General features: G+C 65.6%; 13 protein-coding genes and 1 pseudogene. 7 read left to right on the top strand and 7 right to left on the bottom strand.

Features of this window, described 5'->3' with window-relative positions; genetic code table 11:
- Positions 1-67: 67 nt before the first annotated feature.
- The 4 genes from AC2W7C_RS00240 to AC2W7C_RS00225 all read right to left on the bottom strand — a co-directional run bounded on the left by AC2W7C_RS00240 (position 68) and on the right by AC2W7C_RS00225 (position 4,877).
- Positions 68-568: a hypothetical protein gene (locus tag AC2W7C_RS00240; RefSeq protein ID WP_485999640.1), complete on the bottom strand. Its 501-nt coding sequence runs from the start codon at positions 566-568 to the stop codon at positions 68-70.
- 617 nt (positions 569-1,185) lie between these two features.
- Entirely contained in the window at positions 1,186-3,222 is a 2,037-nt protein-coding gene (locus tag AC2W7C_RS00235; RefSeq protein WP_485999639.1) for a DUF3732 domain-containing protein, read from the bottom strand.
- Positions 3,223-3,226: 4 nt separating this feature from the next.
- Positions 3,227-3,718, bottom strand: a complete 492-nt coding sequence (locus AC2W7C_RS00230) for a three component ABC system middle component (RefSeq protein WP_485999638.1) — start codon at positions 3,716-3,718, stop codon at positions 3,227-3,229.
- Entirely contained in the window at positions 3,705-4,877 is a 1,173-nt protein-coding gene (locus AC2W7C_RS00225) for an ABC-three component system protein (RefSeq protein WP_485999637.1), read from the bottom strand. Before AC2W7C_RS00225 ends, AC2W7C_RS00230 begins: the two co-directional genes overlap by 14 nt.
- Before the next feature lie 169 nt (positions 4,878-5,046).
- Between AC2W7C_RS00225 and AC2W7C_RS00220 the strand changes: the two genes are divergently transcribed.
- The 7 genes and pseudogenes from AC2W7C_RS00220 (at position 5,047) to AC2W7C_RS00190 (ending at position 11,345) form a co-directional block, all read left to right on the top strand.
- Complete coding sequence (locus tag AC2W7C_RS00220; RefSeq protein ID WP_485999636.1) at positions 5,047-6,453, top strand: hypothetical protein; 1,407 nt, start codon at positions 5,047-5,049, stop codon at positions 6,451-6,453.
- Between the two features lie 358 nt (positions 6,454-6,811).
- Positions 6,812-6,886 (top strand): annotated as a pseudogene (locus tag AC2W7C_RS00215) (integrase); the annotation flags it as partial.
- A gap of 522 nt (positions 6,887-7,408) precedes the next feature.
- Entirely contained in the window at positions 7,409-8,179 is a 771-nt protein-coding gene (locus AC2W7C_RS00210) for a hypothetical protein (protein ID WP_485999650.1), read from the top strand.
- Between the two features lie 77 nt (positions 8,180-8,256).
- Positions 8,257-8,790 carry a hypothetical protein gene (locus AC2W7C_RS00205; RefSeq protein WP_485999635.1) on the top strand — a complete coding sequence of 178 codons (534 nt, stop codon included), beginning with the start codon at positions 8,257-8,259 and terminating at the stop codon, positions 8,788-8,790.
- 49 nt (positions 8,791-8,839) lie between these two features.
- On the top strand, positions 8,840-9,310 hold the full coding sequence (locus AC2W7C_RS00200; RefSeq protein ID WP_485999634.1) for a hypothetical protein: 471 nt from the start codon (positions 8,840-8,842) through the stop codon (positions 9,308-9,310).
- Positions 9,280-9,768 carry a hypothetical protein gene (locus AC2W7C_RS00195; protein ID WP_485999633.1) on the top strand — a complete coding sequence of 163 codons (489 nt, stop codon included), beginning with the start codon at positions 9,280-9,282 and terminating at the stop codon, positions 9,766-9,768. The genes AC2W7C_RS00200 and AC2W7C_RS00195 overlap by 31 nt, the downstream gene beginning before the upstream one ends.
- Positions 9,759-11,345 (top strand): hypothetical protein, encoded by a 1,587-nt coding sequence (locus tag AC2W7C_RS00190; protein WP_485999632.1) that lies wholly within the window; start codon positions 9,759-9,761, stop codon positions 11,343-11,345. The genes AC2W7C_RS00195 and AC2W7C_RS00190 overlap by 10 nt, the downstream gene beginning before the upstream one ends.
- A 19-nt stretch (positions 11,346-11,364) precedes the next feature.
- Here the strand turns inward: AC2W7C_RS00190 and AC2W7C_RS00185 are convergent, their stop codons facing one another.
- From AC2W7C_RS00185 to AC2W7C_RS00175, 3 genes are all read right to left on the bottom strand, one after another.
- The gene (locus AC2W7C_RS00185) at positions 11,365-12,867 is read right to left on the bottom strand and encodes a type IV secretory system conjugative DNA transfer family protein (RefSeq protein WP_485999631.1); all 1,503 of its coding nucleotides are present in this window, start codon (positions 12,865-12,867) and stop codon (positions 11,365-11,367) included.
- A complete protein-coding gene (locus tag AC2W7C_RS00180) occupies positions 12,864-13,376 on the bottom strand; it encodes a hypothetical protein (protein WP_485999630.1) in 513 nt (170 codons plus the stop codon). The genes AC2W7C_RS00185 and AC2W7C_RS00180 overlap by 4 nt, the downstream gene beginning before the upstream one ends.
- 1,021 nt (positions 13,377-14,397) lie before the next feature.
- Positions 14,398-15,272: hypothetical protein (locus AC2W7C_RS00175; RefSeq protein ID WP_485999629.1), on the bottom strand; the 875-nt coding region annotated here is incomplete at its 5' end.

Genomic DNA, 15,272 nt, shown 5'->3' with positions numbered 1-15,272 from the left:
TAATCGAGCATTATTATTGTTTAACTGGAAGCGGCCAGCAGAATGTATCTGCTGGCCTAACTTTTATTTAGCTAACTCGGCGATCCCAGGTGCCGTTGAAGTCGGTGTCTTGCCACAGTTCGCCACCAATCCACCTCAGATGGGTTTCAGGTTGGCCGTTATTATTGCGATCCAGCCAGATGCTCGTATCGCTCATATCCATATAGCCGGATTCTCCATTGGAGTTCGACCACACCCGAATATCCGGATCATTTCGATCGAAGTTGCTATCGTCATCACGGGCAGCGAGTTCTGCTGCCGTGTCCCCATTGCCCTCCAAGAGACTATCGAGGGCCGCTCGGGCCTGGTTGATCAGGTCGGCAACGAAACCGAACGGGTCATCCCCGCCTTCACCTACCTCCGCATCATTGGAAGGCAGAGGGCCATCGCCTTGCTCGGCGTCGGTCGCAGCCATGTAGAAGCTGAACATCGTTCCCCCGGCCGAACCGGTGACAATGATAGTACCAAGATCCGTGGCCCCATTGCCCCCAGCGACAATTTGCGTTTCGGCGACCGTAAGCGCTCTCATATGAACTCCCTCCCGCAGGGCGAAGATGCCACTGCAGATTGATCTGACGGAGCAATAGTGAAGCTGTCAAGGAGCTGCGGGCGGCCGCTATCACGTTCACAAAACCGTATAATCTTTAGGCTTATGTCGTTCCCGTGCTTCGAGTCGCCCAGCCCGTGCAAGTTGGTAAGGGCTGGGTTGGGAGTGGAAGGTTCGCAACTGCAGGCCGAGACGCGCTTGACGTGTGCTGACCGATCCGTCTTGGAGCATCTCAGGATGTCTGGACAACGCATCGCCACCGTGGCCATTCCGCCCCTCCAGCTCCTCGCCCAATAGAGCTTTCTTGGAGAAGACCGCCGTACTGATTTCCGTCCGTCCTCAATGAGTCCCAGGCCTGCACTTGACGCCGGCCCTACATCGGCTCCTCTAAGGTGCCTTAGCGCCTGTCCCTTCGTGGACGGTCGGGTTTCCTAGCCTTAGCTAGTCCTACCCCAATGTGGACTCTCGCAACGTCCCTATCGAGTCAGGAGCCGACTTCCGCGCCACGGTCGGCGCGCGACCGGTCCTGACTCGTTGCGGACGTTGATTAGGTCCGTTTTCGGGCAGAGCGTCGGAGGCGATAGCTTGGCGGGATCTGGTCAGATCGGCTCTGCATCGAAGGCCTCTCCGTCGTCCTCGGAGATCGGCGGCAGCCAATGGTTCGGAATCAGAAAGTCCGCATCATTCCGCCAGTTTGCTTTGCCTTCGACACCATCCAGGCCACCCCAAGCGTGACTGTCGGCGTGATCCAGCACTACGATCTGGAGGCGGCCGCCGAAGCTCTGATGGGCTCGGGCGAGGCTGCTGAAGATCCGTCTGGTGCTTTCCAGATCGTCCAAATGCCGGCGCCGCCGTCGTGTTATCGGAGTCTCGGACATCTTCTCCTGCACTGTTGCGTCGAAGCTGTCGTCGCTCGGGAAATACACCTGGCTCGGCTGATCGATAATCAGGAAGGTAGGGACCGGGTTGCTGTCGCCTCGGTTCAGGAACACGCCGTGGAGGGCGAGAGCGGCCGCGAGATGGTACGCCATCCAATTCTCGCCGCTCCCGATCTCCCACAACATGTCGGGCCGGCTTCCGCCTTCCCGCTCGAACTTCAGGTTCAACTCCTTTTCGTCGAGGATAGGCAGACCTTCCGCGCCGCCGACCCCCATCGCTCTGATGAACTTCGGGATGTAGCTGCTGATGCTGCCGTGGACCTGTTTGGACCGAGCTTGGCGTTCACCCTCGTTCGCGACGGTGCCCAGTTCGGCGATGTCCTTTTTTAGTTGCTCGACGCGGCGGGCGAGATCGCCGTCGCCCTCGACCTCGCCCAGCATCTGAAGACCCTGCTCGGTCGCGCCGATGAAACGATAGACGCTCTCCAGGCTTCGGCTTCGTCCTTGTTCAGCATCCACCTCGGCCTCAAAGGTCTTCCGGGTTTGCTGAAGCGCAAGGAGATCGCGTTCGTCGCGAATGAGATCTTCCTGGGTCGCAACCATCTCCCGGTCGACCATCGGCCTCGTCGAAGCCGCGCTGGCCGCGAGCGTCGTCAGTTCGGCGATCGGCTCTTCCAACTCCGCCAGGGCCATCCGCGCCACTTCGGTTGATGATCCGCAGAGGACGCACTCGTCCGCGTGGGTCTGGACAGAAAACCAGCCTGCGCCCTGAACGCTCTCATTCTGTTCCAGCAGGATGGCGTCATAATCTCGGACGGACCGCGCGAGGCTGCGCAGTCGCCGCAACCGACGTTTGCGATCAGCGATAGAGGCGTCTAGCACCGCCTCCTGCTGCCGAATGGTTTGCAGGCGATCGACCGCGGCCGTTGTGCGGCCCTCGGTGGCGATGGCGACCCCCCCGGCATCGACGACCTGTCGCAGTAGACCGATCAGGGCGTGGGAGTTTTCCGGGGGTTCTCCGGCTGGCAGCAGGCTCAGTTCCTGAGCCCGGTAAAAGGCGCCTTGTGCATTGGCCTTCCACCTGTCGATCGCGTCCCTTCGTGTCTTAAGCTCGATTTCCGCCTTTCTGAGTTCGTCGCGGAGTAACCGAAGACGATGCGATCGCACCAGGTCCTCGTTCGTGACGATCCCCATGGCCAGCGGCAGGACGTACTGCAGCTTCGTACGGTGAGACGAGGAGTCGGCCTTGAAGAAGAGACTGTAGGGATTGGCGACGATATGTTGGGGCAGGAGGTTGAAAGACGCCATATCCCTGAAGCTCGCCCGGCTGATCTCGCCTTCTGGCAGAAGCGCGAGATTGGATAGGCCAGACATGTCGTCGAACATCGCCTTTAGCCGCGCGACGTTGTGGTTCGCCTTGGGACGACGGGGCAGGGGACCTGCGGTGTCCTCGCCCTGCTGAAGCCAGATGTCCTCGGAGACCTGCCGGGCTTCCGGCTTCGGCCGGGCGATCCGCATCCGGCCGACCGAGGTCTCGATTTCCAAACCGTACCAAGAGGCGAGATCGCGGATATAGCCCACCGGGATCGAACAGGTCCTGGCGCCCAGGACGTAGTTGATGATGTCGAGGATCGAAGACTTCCCGGTGCTGCTCCACCCGGTGATGATCGACACCTTGTCGACATCGAACGGGACGACGCGAGGCTCCAGCTCGACGTCCTCGGGCCATACGATCACGGAATGGATGAACAGTTTCATCGGCTTAGAACTCTAGGGCCAGCTGGCGTTGGATCACGGCGACCGGCTCGCCTGCGAACCAGGTCCCCAGCCGCTTGGCGGCCGCGGTCATGGCACCTTGATGGGGCTGGTCCCGAAGCGGAATCGGCAGGTTGCTGCCTTCGGCCCGGAAAGTGGGAAAGCCATCGCCGCCTTCGCGTTTGAGCAGATCCGCGCTCACGGCGACCTGAAGCGCGATGATAGACGGCTCGAACGACGCCTCCAGTCGACGCTGCAGCCCGGCCAAAAGATCGGGTCTCTCCGTCACGACCTTGAGCAGGCCACTATCGAACTGCATGCGCCGAATCTTCTCGACGCTCTCCGCATGAAATAGCATCGCGGCGGCGATCACGAAGAGCGGCAGAGGTGGCGCCCGGCCGTCGGCTGCGGCACCGTAATGCTGCGCGAGATGCCAGAAGCAGCGGGCCAGAAGGATCGGATTCCGGGCTAGGACTTCCTCGTGATCAACTCTCATCATCGCCTCCCTGCTGGAAGGTCGGGTGCCACCAGACCTCGTCGCTCTCGGCAAGCCGATGGTAATTTCCGGACGTCATATAGAGCTCGTCGCACGGATGCCCGTCGAGGTTTTCCTTGTGTTCGTAGGTCGTGTCGGCAAGCACTGCGAGACCGATGGTCGAGGGGCTTTCCGAGGTCATCTCGCGCAATCGACGACGCATGATGTTCCGCCACCGCTCCTGCAACCGGTTGGATCGATTGGTCCATTCGGCCAAGGGCACATCACCGCCCTTCACGAGACGATGTTTCTCGATGCTGAACTTCAGGAAGTGGTCGACGGCCTGGACGACATCCTCCTGCTCGGCAGCGATGCGACCGAGGTGCCCCACAAAGTTTCGCGCCAGAGCCCGTTCGCGATCATCGGCCGAAACGGCGACGTCGTCGGAGGGACGAGGCAGAAATCGGCTCTTCTTCTGGAGATCTTGAAGCGCGTGGCATTGGACAAGGATTTGTTCGCGCGTGATGAGCGCGGCGCGGCCCTCGGACCAATCCGTTCGCACCTTCGTCGTAAGCCATCCTAGAAGCCCGTCGATGATGGCGTCTGCGTCAGCTTGCGGGTGAAGTGCCAAGCCGTTCGAAATGATCGCCCGCGCCGTCGCCGGGGCGTCGGCCTCCACAATCTCGATCGCCTCGATCAACGACGTCAGCGCGGTGTCATCGCGAGCCAATACGTCCACGATAATCAGATCGATCTTAGCCTTCCCGCGCTTGGCCCCCGCGTCGCGCAATGCGGCCAGGATCTCCACCGTCGAGATTGAATTCTTCGCCCGATCTCGCAGTAGGCTGGCCAGCGGCGTCGCGACCCACTGATTGACGAACAGGAGATGGCGTCCGCAGCCTTGGCCCTCCGGTGTCTCGCGCAACTGAAGCCAGATCTGCAGGGTACGCCAAAGGGCGTGGCTTCGATTGCTGAGAACCTTGGCGGAGGGATTGGACGTGTTCTTGTCCTGCTCCACAACGATGAGCTTTCCGTCACGCAGAACGGCGACGTCGTCGAAATGCTCGACTGCCACCACGTCGTTGGCGCCGGCCGCTATCGCGAGATGATGAAGGGCGCGATCGAGCTGCAGGATATATCCTGCGCTCTGAGGACCAGCCGTGTTGTTGCCGCTTTTGCTCAAGTTGACTGTTCGACCCCGCGCGCGTCTCCATCGTAGAGTTGTAATCCGGAAAACTTCAAGCGGCCGATGTCGGAGCGCTTTGGCAACATCCCTGCCCAGGCTTTATTACGTCGCGTCCGGGTGGCCACGTTCCTGCTAACAAAGGCGGATGAAAGAACTCCGTCCCAGCATGTTCGACCCCTTCGCGCTTGCGTTGCCGCGGGGCCATGGCTTCGGCTCCCGCCCGCCGGTCTTCGCCTGGCTCGGCGAGACCGAACGAGCGTGGGGTTGTGTACGGAAGGATAGCGCGGACGGTTCGTTCGGCGTTTTAGTCGTACGACGTAGAGTCGATGATGTCTGGACCGTCGTCTCGGACGATCACGGCTTCGCCTCGTTCGATGCGGCCAAGTCCGCGGTGACCGACCGCCTGAGAGATGGTGATCCGCCCGAGCCCTTGCCGCCGGGCGAGCGCCGCCGCGACAGTTTGCGGCGAACCGAGGGGAAGGAGCTGAGCCCTTCGTTTCAATCCATCCTAAGGCCCACCCACACCGGAGCGGCGTGGCTGTTAAACCAACTCTACGTCTCGTTGCCCAAACCTGACGCGAACTGGGTGAGCGACTGCCAGACCCGCAACTTTCACACACGCCTCTGGGAGGCCCAGCTCCTCGGATCGTTCCGAGAGCAGGGGATTCTGGTCACCCAGCCGGTCGAGTCTCCAGACTTCCATCTCAACAACCGCGCGGGCGACGAGGCTTGGGTGGAGGCGGTCACGGCGAACCCCGCTGTCCCGTACAACCACGTCAATGCTAAGCCGATGCTGGCGCCGGACGACAAGGAAGATCTCTTTTTCGGCGCGGCGGCCGAGCGCTTCGCCAAGACGATCGGAAACAAGCTGCAACGCCGCTATGCCGACCTCGCTCACGTAGCCGGCAAGCCCTTCGCTTTGGCCGTCGCCGACTTCCAGGCCGGTGCGTCGATGGTGTGGAGCCGGTCGAGCCTATTGGGCTACCTGTATGGCGAAGGCGCAAGGCTCAACCGCATGGGTGGAGAGGCGACGCCGGAGGTGTTAACCGCTCAGGCGCTCAAAGGCGCGGCGGCCTTTCCGGCAGGACTCTTCACTGATGACCGGGCGTCCGAGCTCTCGGCCGTGATCTTCACCAACGCTTGTTCGATCGCCAAACTCAACCGCTACATGATCACACGCGGTGCTCCGACCGCCGGGCAGCGGGTCGTTCGCTTCGGAGAGTTCTTCGACCGACGTCCGAAAGCCTATGAGGGCGTGCCCTTCCGGATGGATGTCGCCAGCGAAGAGTATCGCCGTCTTTGGCCACAACAGGCGGAACCTCTGTCGGCGGAGCTGGAGGTCTTCCATAACCCGTTCGCGCGCCATCCCCTTCCGTTCGCCATAGTCCCCGAGGCCACTCACTGGTTCGAATCCGATGGCGAGACGCTTTGCCAGTCCTACTACGAGACCTCCATCCTTCACTCGATCACCTTCCTCGAGGACGCCTCCAAGCCCATGGAGCCGCTCGACGTCTACCTTGAGCGTCTGAAGAACTTGGCGGAAGGGCGCGCTGGCGCGCTGCCGATCGACTAACAGGACGCCTGATCGGGCGAGCAGTCGCGCATCCGGTCTCCGTCCGAAAGCCAAGCGCTAGAGGCTCTGCCGCCGCTCGGGCCAACCAACGTCAGCCGCGCGTCGGAATCCTTCCGCGCGCCATGTCCAGTTTGGGGAGCAGATCCAATGTCCCCTGCTGGCGCAGAAGAGCTGCTGCGGGCGTAGAATGGCAACAGACAGGGCGGCGGCCTCAATCGAGGTTGGCCATGCGCCAGTCTGACCTGTTCCTTCAATCCAAGCGCCCGTGGAACGCGGGCCGTTTGATCGGTCCCAAGGCGCCGCTCAAGCCGAAGCACATCTGGCCATCTGACAGCAACTGAAGGTGGCGAGGCGAATTCGAGATCTCGCGATGTTCAACTGCGCCTTGGACTCCAAGCTGCGGGCCTGTGACCTCGTTCGACTCCGGGTCAGCACGTGGCGCCGGGCGGCGCCGGTCATCGTCGCCTTGAGATGGGAGCGGGTCTTCCAGTCTGCTGTGCACGCCATTCTGCGCGCCGGGCGGCGATCGAGGGTGACGCGGTTCGGCGCGCCCCGGGGCGGGCGCCTCGGCGCGCTACGTTCAACGCTTCAGAAAATCTTGAGGACGGCGTCAAGACTTCGCGGCGCGCGCGCCTATGCCTGTCTCCGCTTTGAAGCGGGAGACGCCGGCATGACAAACTCAACTGACCCATTCGATTCCTTAAGAGCCTCAAGACCTGCGAAAGCCGGCGCCGTCGGCTTGGATCGACCCGTTTCGATGATGTCTCGGAGCGCCTGCGCGCTCGTGGCGACGCTCCTTTCACTTGCCGCCTGCAACTCGCCATCGGCCGCGAACGACAGCGACAGGGCTACGCCATCCCCTGAAGAGACGGCGGCGAGCGGGGCGGCGGCTACGCGGCTCGAGGCGAATCCGCAGATCGGGCGGGGCTTGCCCGCGCGGGATCAGGCCTCCGTCATGCGCGCGGCGGGGTTCTCCGATCCACAAGCCGACAACCGCTGGACCTGGCGCGATCCCGACGACGCCGAAAATCTCTGCGAGGACGTGTGGGCCGAGATCGAGGAAGTCCGGGATCTGAACGGCGACGGCCAGCCGGAGGCCGTTGTGAAGGCTGACGGCGACCAGTGCTGGGGCATGAACCAGCATTTCGTCACGGTCCTGCATCGCACGAGCGGAGGATGGGCGTCGCTGATCGGGTTCCAGGCGCGTTTCGCCAACTACGGTTTCCACGCCCGCCCCGGCATCGCGTGGCCCGATATCGAGATCGCCAGCGGAGAAGAAACCGGCTGCGTGGCTTTCCAGCGCTGGAACGGTCGGGCTTACATCGACGGCGGCACGTCCGACGAGGGCCGGGTGTGCACCCTGACGCCGGAAGGACGCGCCGCCGGGGGCGGGGGCGCGCCAGCTCGGGGCGCCGTGGCCTTTCCGCCGATCGAGAAGGGCTATTACGCCATCGGCGTCACTTGCGCCGAAGCCGCCGCCGATCCGACCGGCGTGCTGATGTATCTGGACGAGGCGCGGGTGGCGTCTTTCGATGGCGGCCGACGCATTCAGGGCGTCGAGGCGCTCGGCGGTGATCGCTACCGCTTCCGGGGGGCGGACATGGTCATCACGGTCGCCAGCCGCACGACATTCACCGACGAGCACGGCGAGCGCCATACCCATTGCCCCACCGCGCAGATTCCCCACAGCGAGCGCGAGGACTGGGGCGACCTTTCGGGACGATAGGCGCTTTCGCCCTTTGGGAAGCGACGGCGGCGCGCGGCAGAGCTCGCAAGCCTAGGACGGGAACGCGGGGAGACATCGTGGGATCACATTACAATCGACGAGATCAGGACGGCGACGTCCTGTTCAACGTGACGCCGGCTCCCTATCCGGGAGACAGGGCGGCCGGGCAGATCATGATGCTGGGCGTGGGGTCGATATGCGTCGGCGTCCTGCTGCTGCTGTTCGTCGTCGGGATCGCCTTCATCGGGTTGGGGATCGCCTGGATCGTGCAAAGTCGAAAACTCAGGGCGCGATGGAGGCGAGAAAACGAAGGCCGCAAGCCCAGGGACATCCTGGTCAACGCCTCGGGCGTCGTCGCCGACGGCCGCCTCTACGCCGCCGCCGACATCATGGAGTTCGTCGTGACCCATCCGGACGCGGGAACGTCGGGGTTGACGGGGGCCGCTGTTGTCGGTCTCAAGAACGCGCAGATCGCCGTCAGCTACCAGGCGAGCTTGCGGCTGCGCTCGGACAGTCGTCCGGTCGTCCTGGCCGGCGGCCTCACCCAACAGACCGCAAGCGCGCTGATCCGGGACATGGCCGAGGTGCTCGGCATCGCGCGGGACGCGTGACGACGGGCGTCTGTAGGTTCTACCTTGGCCGTTCCTTGCGGAGGATTCGATGCTCGAGTTCCGCGTTTCCCTGCTCCAGTTCGGCGTCGCCCTGACCGGCGCCTTGCTGTTCCTGGTCGTGGCCGCGATCTTGATGCGGGGACTTCATCCGGCGTTCGAGCGTGGTCTGGCCTGGTCCAGACCTTGGTTCCTCTGGCTGGATCGCGCGCTGGCGCTGGGCGTCGCCCGCTGGGTCGGGCTGGACGAGGAGGGGCGCGCGCGTCGCTGGGGGCGCCTCTTGGCCGTCCTCCTGGGGGCGGGCGTGATCGGAGCGCTGCTTCCCCCGCTGTTGGGCGCTCTGGCGCTGGTTCTGGGTCTGGTGGCCGTTCTCGCCGTGTTCCGGCGTTGGGCCTGGGACGAGGAAGACCGAGCCGCCGGCCTGACCCGACGTCGGCGCCCGGGAACGAGGATTACAACAACGAACTCCTTGTCGCTCTATCGGCGGTCTTCATGCTGGGCAGCCTTCTGGTCTGGCGGCTGACCGGCCTGCACTTTTTCAACGCCAGCGCGGGACTCGGCGTCCTGGAGTATGTCGCCTACGTCGCCTCCGAGGCGGTGGAGGCCCTGCCCATCGTCGGCAACATCGAGGTGATGGGCTATGACAACCCGTCCGGCGTCCAGGCCGTCCTGCCGGCGGGAGGCGGGGTCGCGGCCTTCGCTCTGCGCATGGGGCTAGACCTCCTGGTCATCGGCGGCCTGCTTCAGGCCTTCGGCGTCGCGCGCCGGATCGCGACCGGCCAGGATCTGCGGCGATACGAAGAGGCCCTGCGCGCGGCGGACACCGAGGAGAAGGCCGAGGCGCTCTGCAAGGGGTGGCCGATCTGGCGCGTCGCGGCAATGTCGTCGCCCTGGCTTTGCTCGAGGGGATCGCGCTTCCGGCGGATGGAGGCATACGTCACGAAGTCTTCAAGCGGCGCGGCGCCGCTGACATGTTGCTGAACCTCTATGAAGAGGGCTCTGTCATCGGGGTTTCGGGGCTGAACGCCGCGATCCTGGCCTATGACGTCCTGATCACCCCCGAACTGCAGCGGGAAGCGCCCATGCAGTGGGCCAGGTCGGTGGCCGCCCGTGCTCACGCCGCCTATCTGCTGGGCATGCTCCTGGGGGGCGAGCAGGGCCGGCGACGCCTGATCGAAGCGGGAGAAGGCTTCAAGCTGGCCGCCCAGAGCTTGTCCATTCTAGAGGCGCCCCGGCTCGCGGATCGCGCGGAGCTCGGCTACTGGGCGGTCCAGGTCGAAGCGCTGCATCAGGTCGAAGCGATCCCACCCGAGCATCCGCCGCTGCTGATCGCGGACATCCACGGATTCATCGACCGCATGGGGGCGGAGGGGAAGGCCGAGGTGGTCGATGAAAGCCGCAGACTGGTCGCGCGGATCGGAACCTGGATGCTGTCGCGCGGCATGGCGCCGCCCGCTGCGTCCGCCGCGACGCCAGGCACGCCTCTGGCGCAACTGGATCAAGCCGCGGCGACCATCCTGCAGTTCGGCCGCGAGCCTTCGGACGACGCCCTCGAACGTCTGGATCGGACGATCCGCGATCTCGAGGCGCTTCACGCCCAGGCGCAGGCCGAAGCCGTTCGATTCGACGCCGCCCTGCGTCTCGCCCAGGCCTGGAGCGCTCGCGCCCGCGCGGTCGCTTCCTCGCGGCAGGATGCGATCGGGCAGATCGACAGGTGGTGCGAGGCGCTCGGCCCCGAGAGCAGCAAGGCGCCGCGGGTTCGGGCGGTCGTGCGGGAAATTCAGGCGAACCGCTTCGTGCTGGAGGCTTCGATCACGCCGTTCGGGCCGAAGCGGGAGGCTCTCGCGGAACGCGCGATAGAGACCTATCGACAGCTGGTGAACGACCCGGACCTGGGCGAAGACCCTCTTTCGATCGAGGCGCGAGCCAACATGGCGATCGCCCTTCTCAATTTCGCGGACGGCGCCCGACCTGACCTCGCGCGGATCCGGCTGGAGGAGGCGGCTCAGCTCGCCGACAGCCTGCGCGAGACGGCGGATCCGACGGCGAGGGCGTCCGCGGCGCTTACCGGGGCGAACGTTCGGAGGGACCTCGCGCCGCTCTGGCCCGCGGACCAGCGGCGCAACGTGTTGGACCTGGCGATCCGCGACGCCAAGGCGGCGGTCGATGGTTATGCCGAACTGGGAAACGAGGAGGGGCGGCTGCTCGCCATGCGGGCGCTGGGCCTGTCCCATATGGATCAGGCCATGTTGGAAGGCTCCGGTCCCGGGGCGGACCGGCATGCCCGCGAGGCGTTTCCGGCGTTGGAGTTCGCCGTGACTCGTCTCGATCGGGAGCGCCACCTGGGCCTCTGGTTCAAGGCGGCGCACGCCTTCGCGGACTTGGCGGCCTATCTGGGCGCGCAGGATCGCGATCGGGATCGGTTGACCATGGCGACCGCGCTGTTGGCCGAGTTGCGCCGGCTCTGCATCGGTCCGCTAGAGACCCAGGCGCCCTATGTCGACAAGTCGGCGGCGGCCGTCGAGCGGACTCTGCGAGACTTGGGCGGACAGCCCTGAGAGCAGGGGCCCCGGACGATCATGCGGACGTCGACCTGGCCCGGAGTTTCGCCAGGACCTCCGCCGGCGTGTCGAGGACCGGCTGCGAACGCTCGAACACGCGCAGGACCGGCTTTGATCTCTGCACCGGACGGGACGGATCGTGGAAGGGGTTGGCGTCGTAGAGCCCGGCGAACACCGGGTCGACCCGATAGTTGGGCAGCCGGGCGATTACCGGCATATCGCCGGACAGCTGCAGCAGGATCTCGTCGTCGTCGAGGTCCAGCAGTTGCTCAGGCGAACCGAAGCCGACCAGCCGCGCCATGGCCTCGGCGGCCAGCATGGTGTTGGCGCCGAAGCACTGAACGGCCCGGCAGTTGTTGACCATGGTCTGCCAGTCCCGCGGATAGAGGTTCCGGAGTTGGCTGGGATCCTGCCAGAAGCTCCAGGTCTGCAGGCCGTAGCCGCGCATCAGGGTGATGGCGCGCCGCAGATCGTCGAACGCCCCGAGCTGAGCGGCCTCATCGAGGATGAACAGCGTCGACTTCGGCGGCCGGCCGCTGCGTCCCGAGATCAGCGTCATCAGGGTGTGCACCCACAGCCGCAGCAACCGGCCGTGGCTCTCGAGCATGTGTGGCGGCAGCACCAGATAGATCGAGAGGGGATCGCCGCGCTGCACCGCGCCCAGGTCGAAGCTGGTGGTTCTCAGGGAGGGGGCGATCATCCCCGAACGCGCGATATCGACGAGATTCTGAGAGAAGGAGAGAATGCCGCCCAGGGTCGAGACCGCGCCGATCCGCAGCATTCGCCCGATGTTGCGCGCCTCGGCGTTGCGCGAGGCCTCCAGCGCCGCCAGCACGGTGCCGCCCAGACTGCTGGGCGCGTCCTGGCGCTCGGTTGCGGCGCTGTAGAGGCCGATTTCTCCCACGGCCTGATTGACCAGGGCGCGCACCGTCTCCAGGCAACGGCTGGCGGGCGGCAGGTCGCTGATGACATGCAGCACCACACCCAGCACGAAGGTCGCCCCGCGCTCGCGCCAGTAGCCGCCGTCGCTGGCGTCGGTCTCGACATCGGGATTGGCCAGGGCCGAGACCATGGCCATCGCGTCGTCGACGAACGTCGGGCTTTCCGGGTCCAGGATGTCGAGCGGATTGAGCGAGGCGGCCGGCAGGCCGGTCACCCCCATGGGATCGAGGACGGCGACCTCGTGTCCCAATTCGCGCCGGCGTCGCTCGGTCATTAGAGCGTTCTCGCCCTTGGGGTCGACGACGATGACGGGCCCATCGAAGCGCAGCAGCGCCGGCACGATGCAGCCGGTGCCCTTGCCGGCGCCTGTCGGCGCGATGGTCATCAGATGCCCCTCGCGTTCCATCAGGATGGGGGCGATCACGGTCGCTGCCGGATCGGCGGCGGCCGCGGCTCCGAATTTGAAGCCAATCGGCCGGCCCCGGCGCTGGCGCTCCAGTGACCAGCCGACGATCAGGCCGGGTTCGTCGATGCTGTCGGGCAAGGCCAGCTCGCTATCGATCGGGATCAAGCTCATGAGATCGCATCCTTCGGCTCCAGAATGACGAAAAGGCCATCCATGCGTTCGGATCGCACGGGGACGCCTTCGGCCAGCAAGGTGTCGTCGATCATCTCCACGACGCCGTCCGGAGCCAGGGCTAGGCCTGTCGCGAAGAAGCCCTGCCGGTGACAGACCACCAACAGGAACAGCCAGCGGCCCTCGGCGTCGAAGCCGGCCGGCTCGATGGCGCGGGCATGGCCCGTACAGAGATCGCGCAGGAGGTCGACATCCGTCGCCCGGTCCGCCAGATCCTCGAAAGATTCCGTCGGTTGGAACCGTTCCCCCTCATGGCGAACACAGTTCATGAAGAGCCGGACGTAGTCCAGCCGCGCCCCTTCGTCTTGAAGATGCGGGCCGACGGCGTCGTTCAACTCGTGAATCCAGGCCGAGGCGCCGTCGACGGCCAGGACCTTGTCCTCGGTCAGCACGAAGGCGGCGATCCCGGTCGCGCCGCCGCTGACCCGGCCCTGGGTCTCGATCAGCATCACGCCGCCGTGGCAGCGCAGCGCCAGGGTCCGGACCCGATCGCAGAAGCCGGCCAGCGGGAAGGGCGCGCGCGCCGAAACCGACCCTGTGGTGAGCGCTGATCAGGCGCAGAACCTCGCCGGCCGCCTCGGGGTCCAGATCGGTCCAATCGCCGGGGACGGCTGGCGCTCGACACCATGGCTCGCGCGGGGAGCGCACGGCCTCCGACAGCCGCGCGGCCTCGACCGCGGTCAGCCGCCACCCCCTCTCGCCCGCCTGCAACCACGCAAGCGCCAGCTTGCCGGACCACACCGCGCCGGCCATGGCGGGCAGGTCGTCCAGCTCGCGCCCGACCACGATGCGGTAGGCGTCCTGGGCGGCCGCGTGGAATATCGGGTCCGCGGTCACGCCGTCGATCAGCAACGGCGGAAAGGGCGTCTCTCCTTCGACCGGCCGCTCGAGCTCCCGGAGCAGGGGCATGAGCTCGGTCAGGCGCGGGCCCAGTTGGGCGTTGGGGGCGAGGTCGAGCAACGTCCGCACGCGCTGCAGCCGCTGGGCGTCCAGAAGCAAGCTGTTCTTCAGCGCGCCGTCAGTCGCGGGAAGCGCCTTCATCAGGTCGGCCGCGTGGCCCAGGAGGTAGCTGGCGACCACGGTGTTGGACCACATGCGCTCGGTAAGGGTGAAGAAGCGCCCGTCCAGGTCCGTCGGCGTCAGAACCTGGGACGAGTTTCGCAAAGGCGCGCGCGCGACCGCTTCGGCCATCCTGCGGCACACCCCGGCTTCGTCGATCAGCGCCTTGCGCGCGTCCGCCTCGTCGCTCTCGATCGAGTCGAGGAAGTCCGCGGCGAACCGGAGCGCGTCGCCGGCGAGGACGCCGACGGTGTCGCCCTCGCGTCGGGCGGGATCGAGTTCCGGCGTCGGCGGGGCGGCCTTGGCCGCGTCGATCGGTTCCCTCTCTCCGTCCGGACGATGTCGAGGACGTCTCGTCGGCCTGGCCGGCGTCAAGTATCCACCGACGTAGTCGGCGCAGGCGTTCCGGGGTCATCGGACGAAACGCGAGCGGGCGGGAACGCGCTCGATTGGGCAGTAGCGGAGGCTTGGCACGCCGGGCGCATCGTAGGCGTAGCCGTCGGGGCCGACCCGCCAGACATCGACCACGAGCGCCTCTCCGCCTTCCTCGGACGGGCAGGACTTGGTGGTCTCGTAGCGATCGCCGCCCAACGAGCGGGTGCGGACGAAACGGCAACCCGCTGTGATCAGATCCGAGAACCGGATCCCGTCTTCGGCCAGGTACTGAAGGTGGAAGGGGTCGGCCGCGCAGTCGCCGTCCGGCGCATAGTAGCCGATCTGCAGCGGCAGGAAGCGCGAGCGCGCACCCGTGGGAGGCGCGGCCCGCGCCGCTCCGCGCCAGGGCGAGCCGTCGGGATTCACCCTCTGCCCGCCTTCGTCATAGAAGGCTAGATCGTCCAGCGTGTTTCCGGTCCAGCCCCAGGCGTGGCTGTAGAATGGAAGCGCGACCGCCCCGGGGCCGCCGTCGAACAGGATCAGGACGGGGCGTCCGTCGAGTTCGCGCATTTCGGGCTTGCGGACTTCCGACGACTGGAAAGGCTCGAGCCGATAGCCGTCCCCCGACGATAGTATCAGGCCGCCAGGAACGGAGGGGCTGAACAACGCGGCCATGGGTTCGCCGTCCAACCGACAGGTCAGGTCGCCGACGCCGATCACATAGTCCGGTCGGCCGTCGCCGTTGAAGTCGGCTGTGTGATCGATCGAGGGCGCGCCGGCGGCCTGGAACCCGGGGCCGGAACAGGCATCCTCGAGGATCTCTGCTCGCCATGTGGAAACCAGTCGGGCTGCGGCCGGGGGCAGGGGGGCCGGCGTTGGGTGGCGACGGCTGGAGCGCCGGCCCGCCCCGG

This window comes from Brevundimonas sp. CURTG3B2_SDJG (genome assembly GCF_057364705.1).
This window is presented reverse-complemented; position numbering and strand designations above follow the sequence as displayed.

Coding starts and splice junctions, on each gene's coding strand:
- AC2W7C_RS00240 (WP_485999640.1), bottom strand. CDS start 568: ATGAGAGCGCTTACGGTCGCCGAAACGCAAATTGTCGCTGGGGGCAAT.
- AC2W7C_RS00235 (WP_485999639.1), bottom strand. CDS start 3,222: ATGAAACTGTTCATCCATTCCGTGATCGTATGGCCCGAGGACGTCGAG.
- AC2W7C_RS00230 (WP_485999638.1), bottom strand. CDS start 3,718: ATGATGAGAGTTGATCACGAGGAAGTCCTAGCCCGGAATCCGATCCTT.
- AC2W7C_RS00220 (WP_485999636.1), top strand. CDS start 5,047: ATGTTCGACCCCTTCGCGCTTGCGTTGCCGCGGGGCCATGGCTTCGGC.
- AC2W7C_RS00210 (WP_485999650.1), top strand. CDS start 7,409: ATGCGCGCGGCGGGGTTCTCCGATCCACAAGCCGACAACCGCTGGACC.
- AC2W7C_RS00200 (WP_485999634.1), top strand. CDS start 8,840: ATGCTCGAGTTCCGCGTTTCCCTGCTCCAGTTCGGCGTCGCCCTGACC.
- AC2W7C_RS00195 (WP_485999633.1), top strand. CDS start 9,280: ATGCTGGGCAGCCTTCTGGTCTGGCGGCTGACCGGCCTGCACTTTTTC.
- AC2W7C_RS00190 (WP_485999632.1), top strand. CDS start 9,759: ATGTTGCTGAACCTCTATGAAGAGGGCTCTGTCATCGGGGTTTCGGGG.
- AC2W7C_RS00185 (WP_485999631.1), bottom strand. CDS start 12,867: ATGAGCTTGATCCCGATCGATAGCGAGCTGGCCTTGCCCGACAGCATC.
- AC2W7C_RS00180 (WP_485999630.1), bottom strand. CDS start 13,376: ATGCTGATCGAGACCCAGGGCCGGGTCAGCGGCGGCGCGACCGGGATC.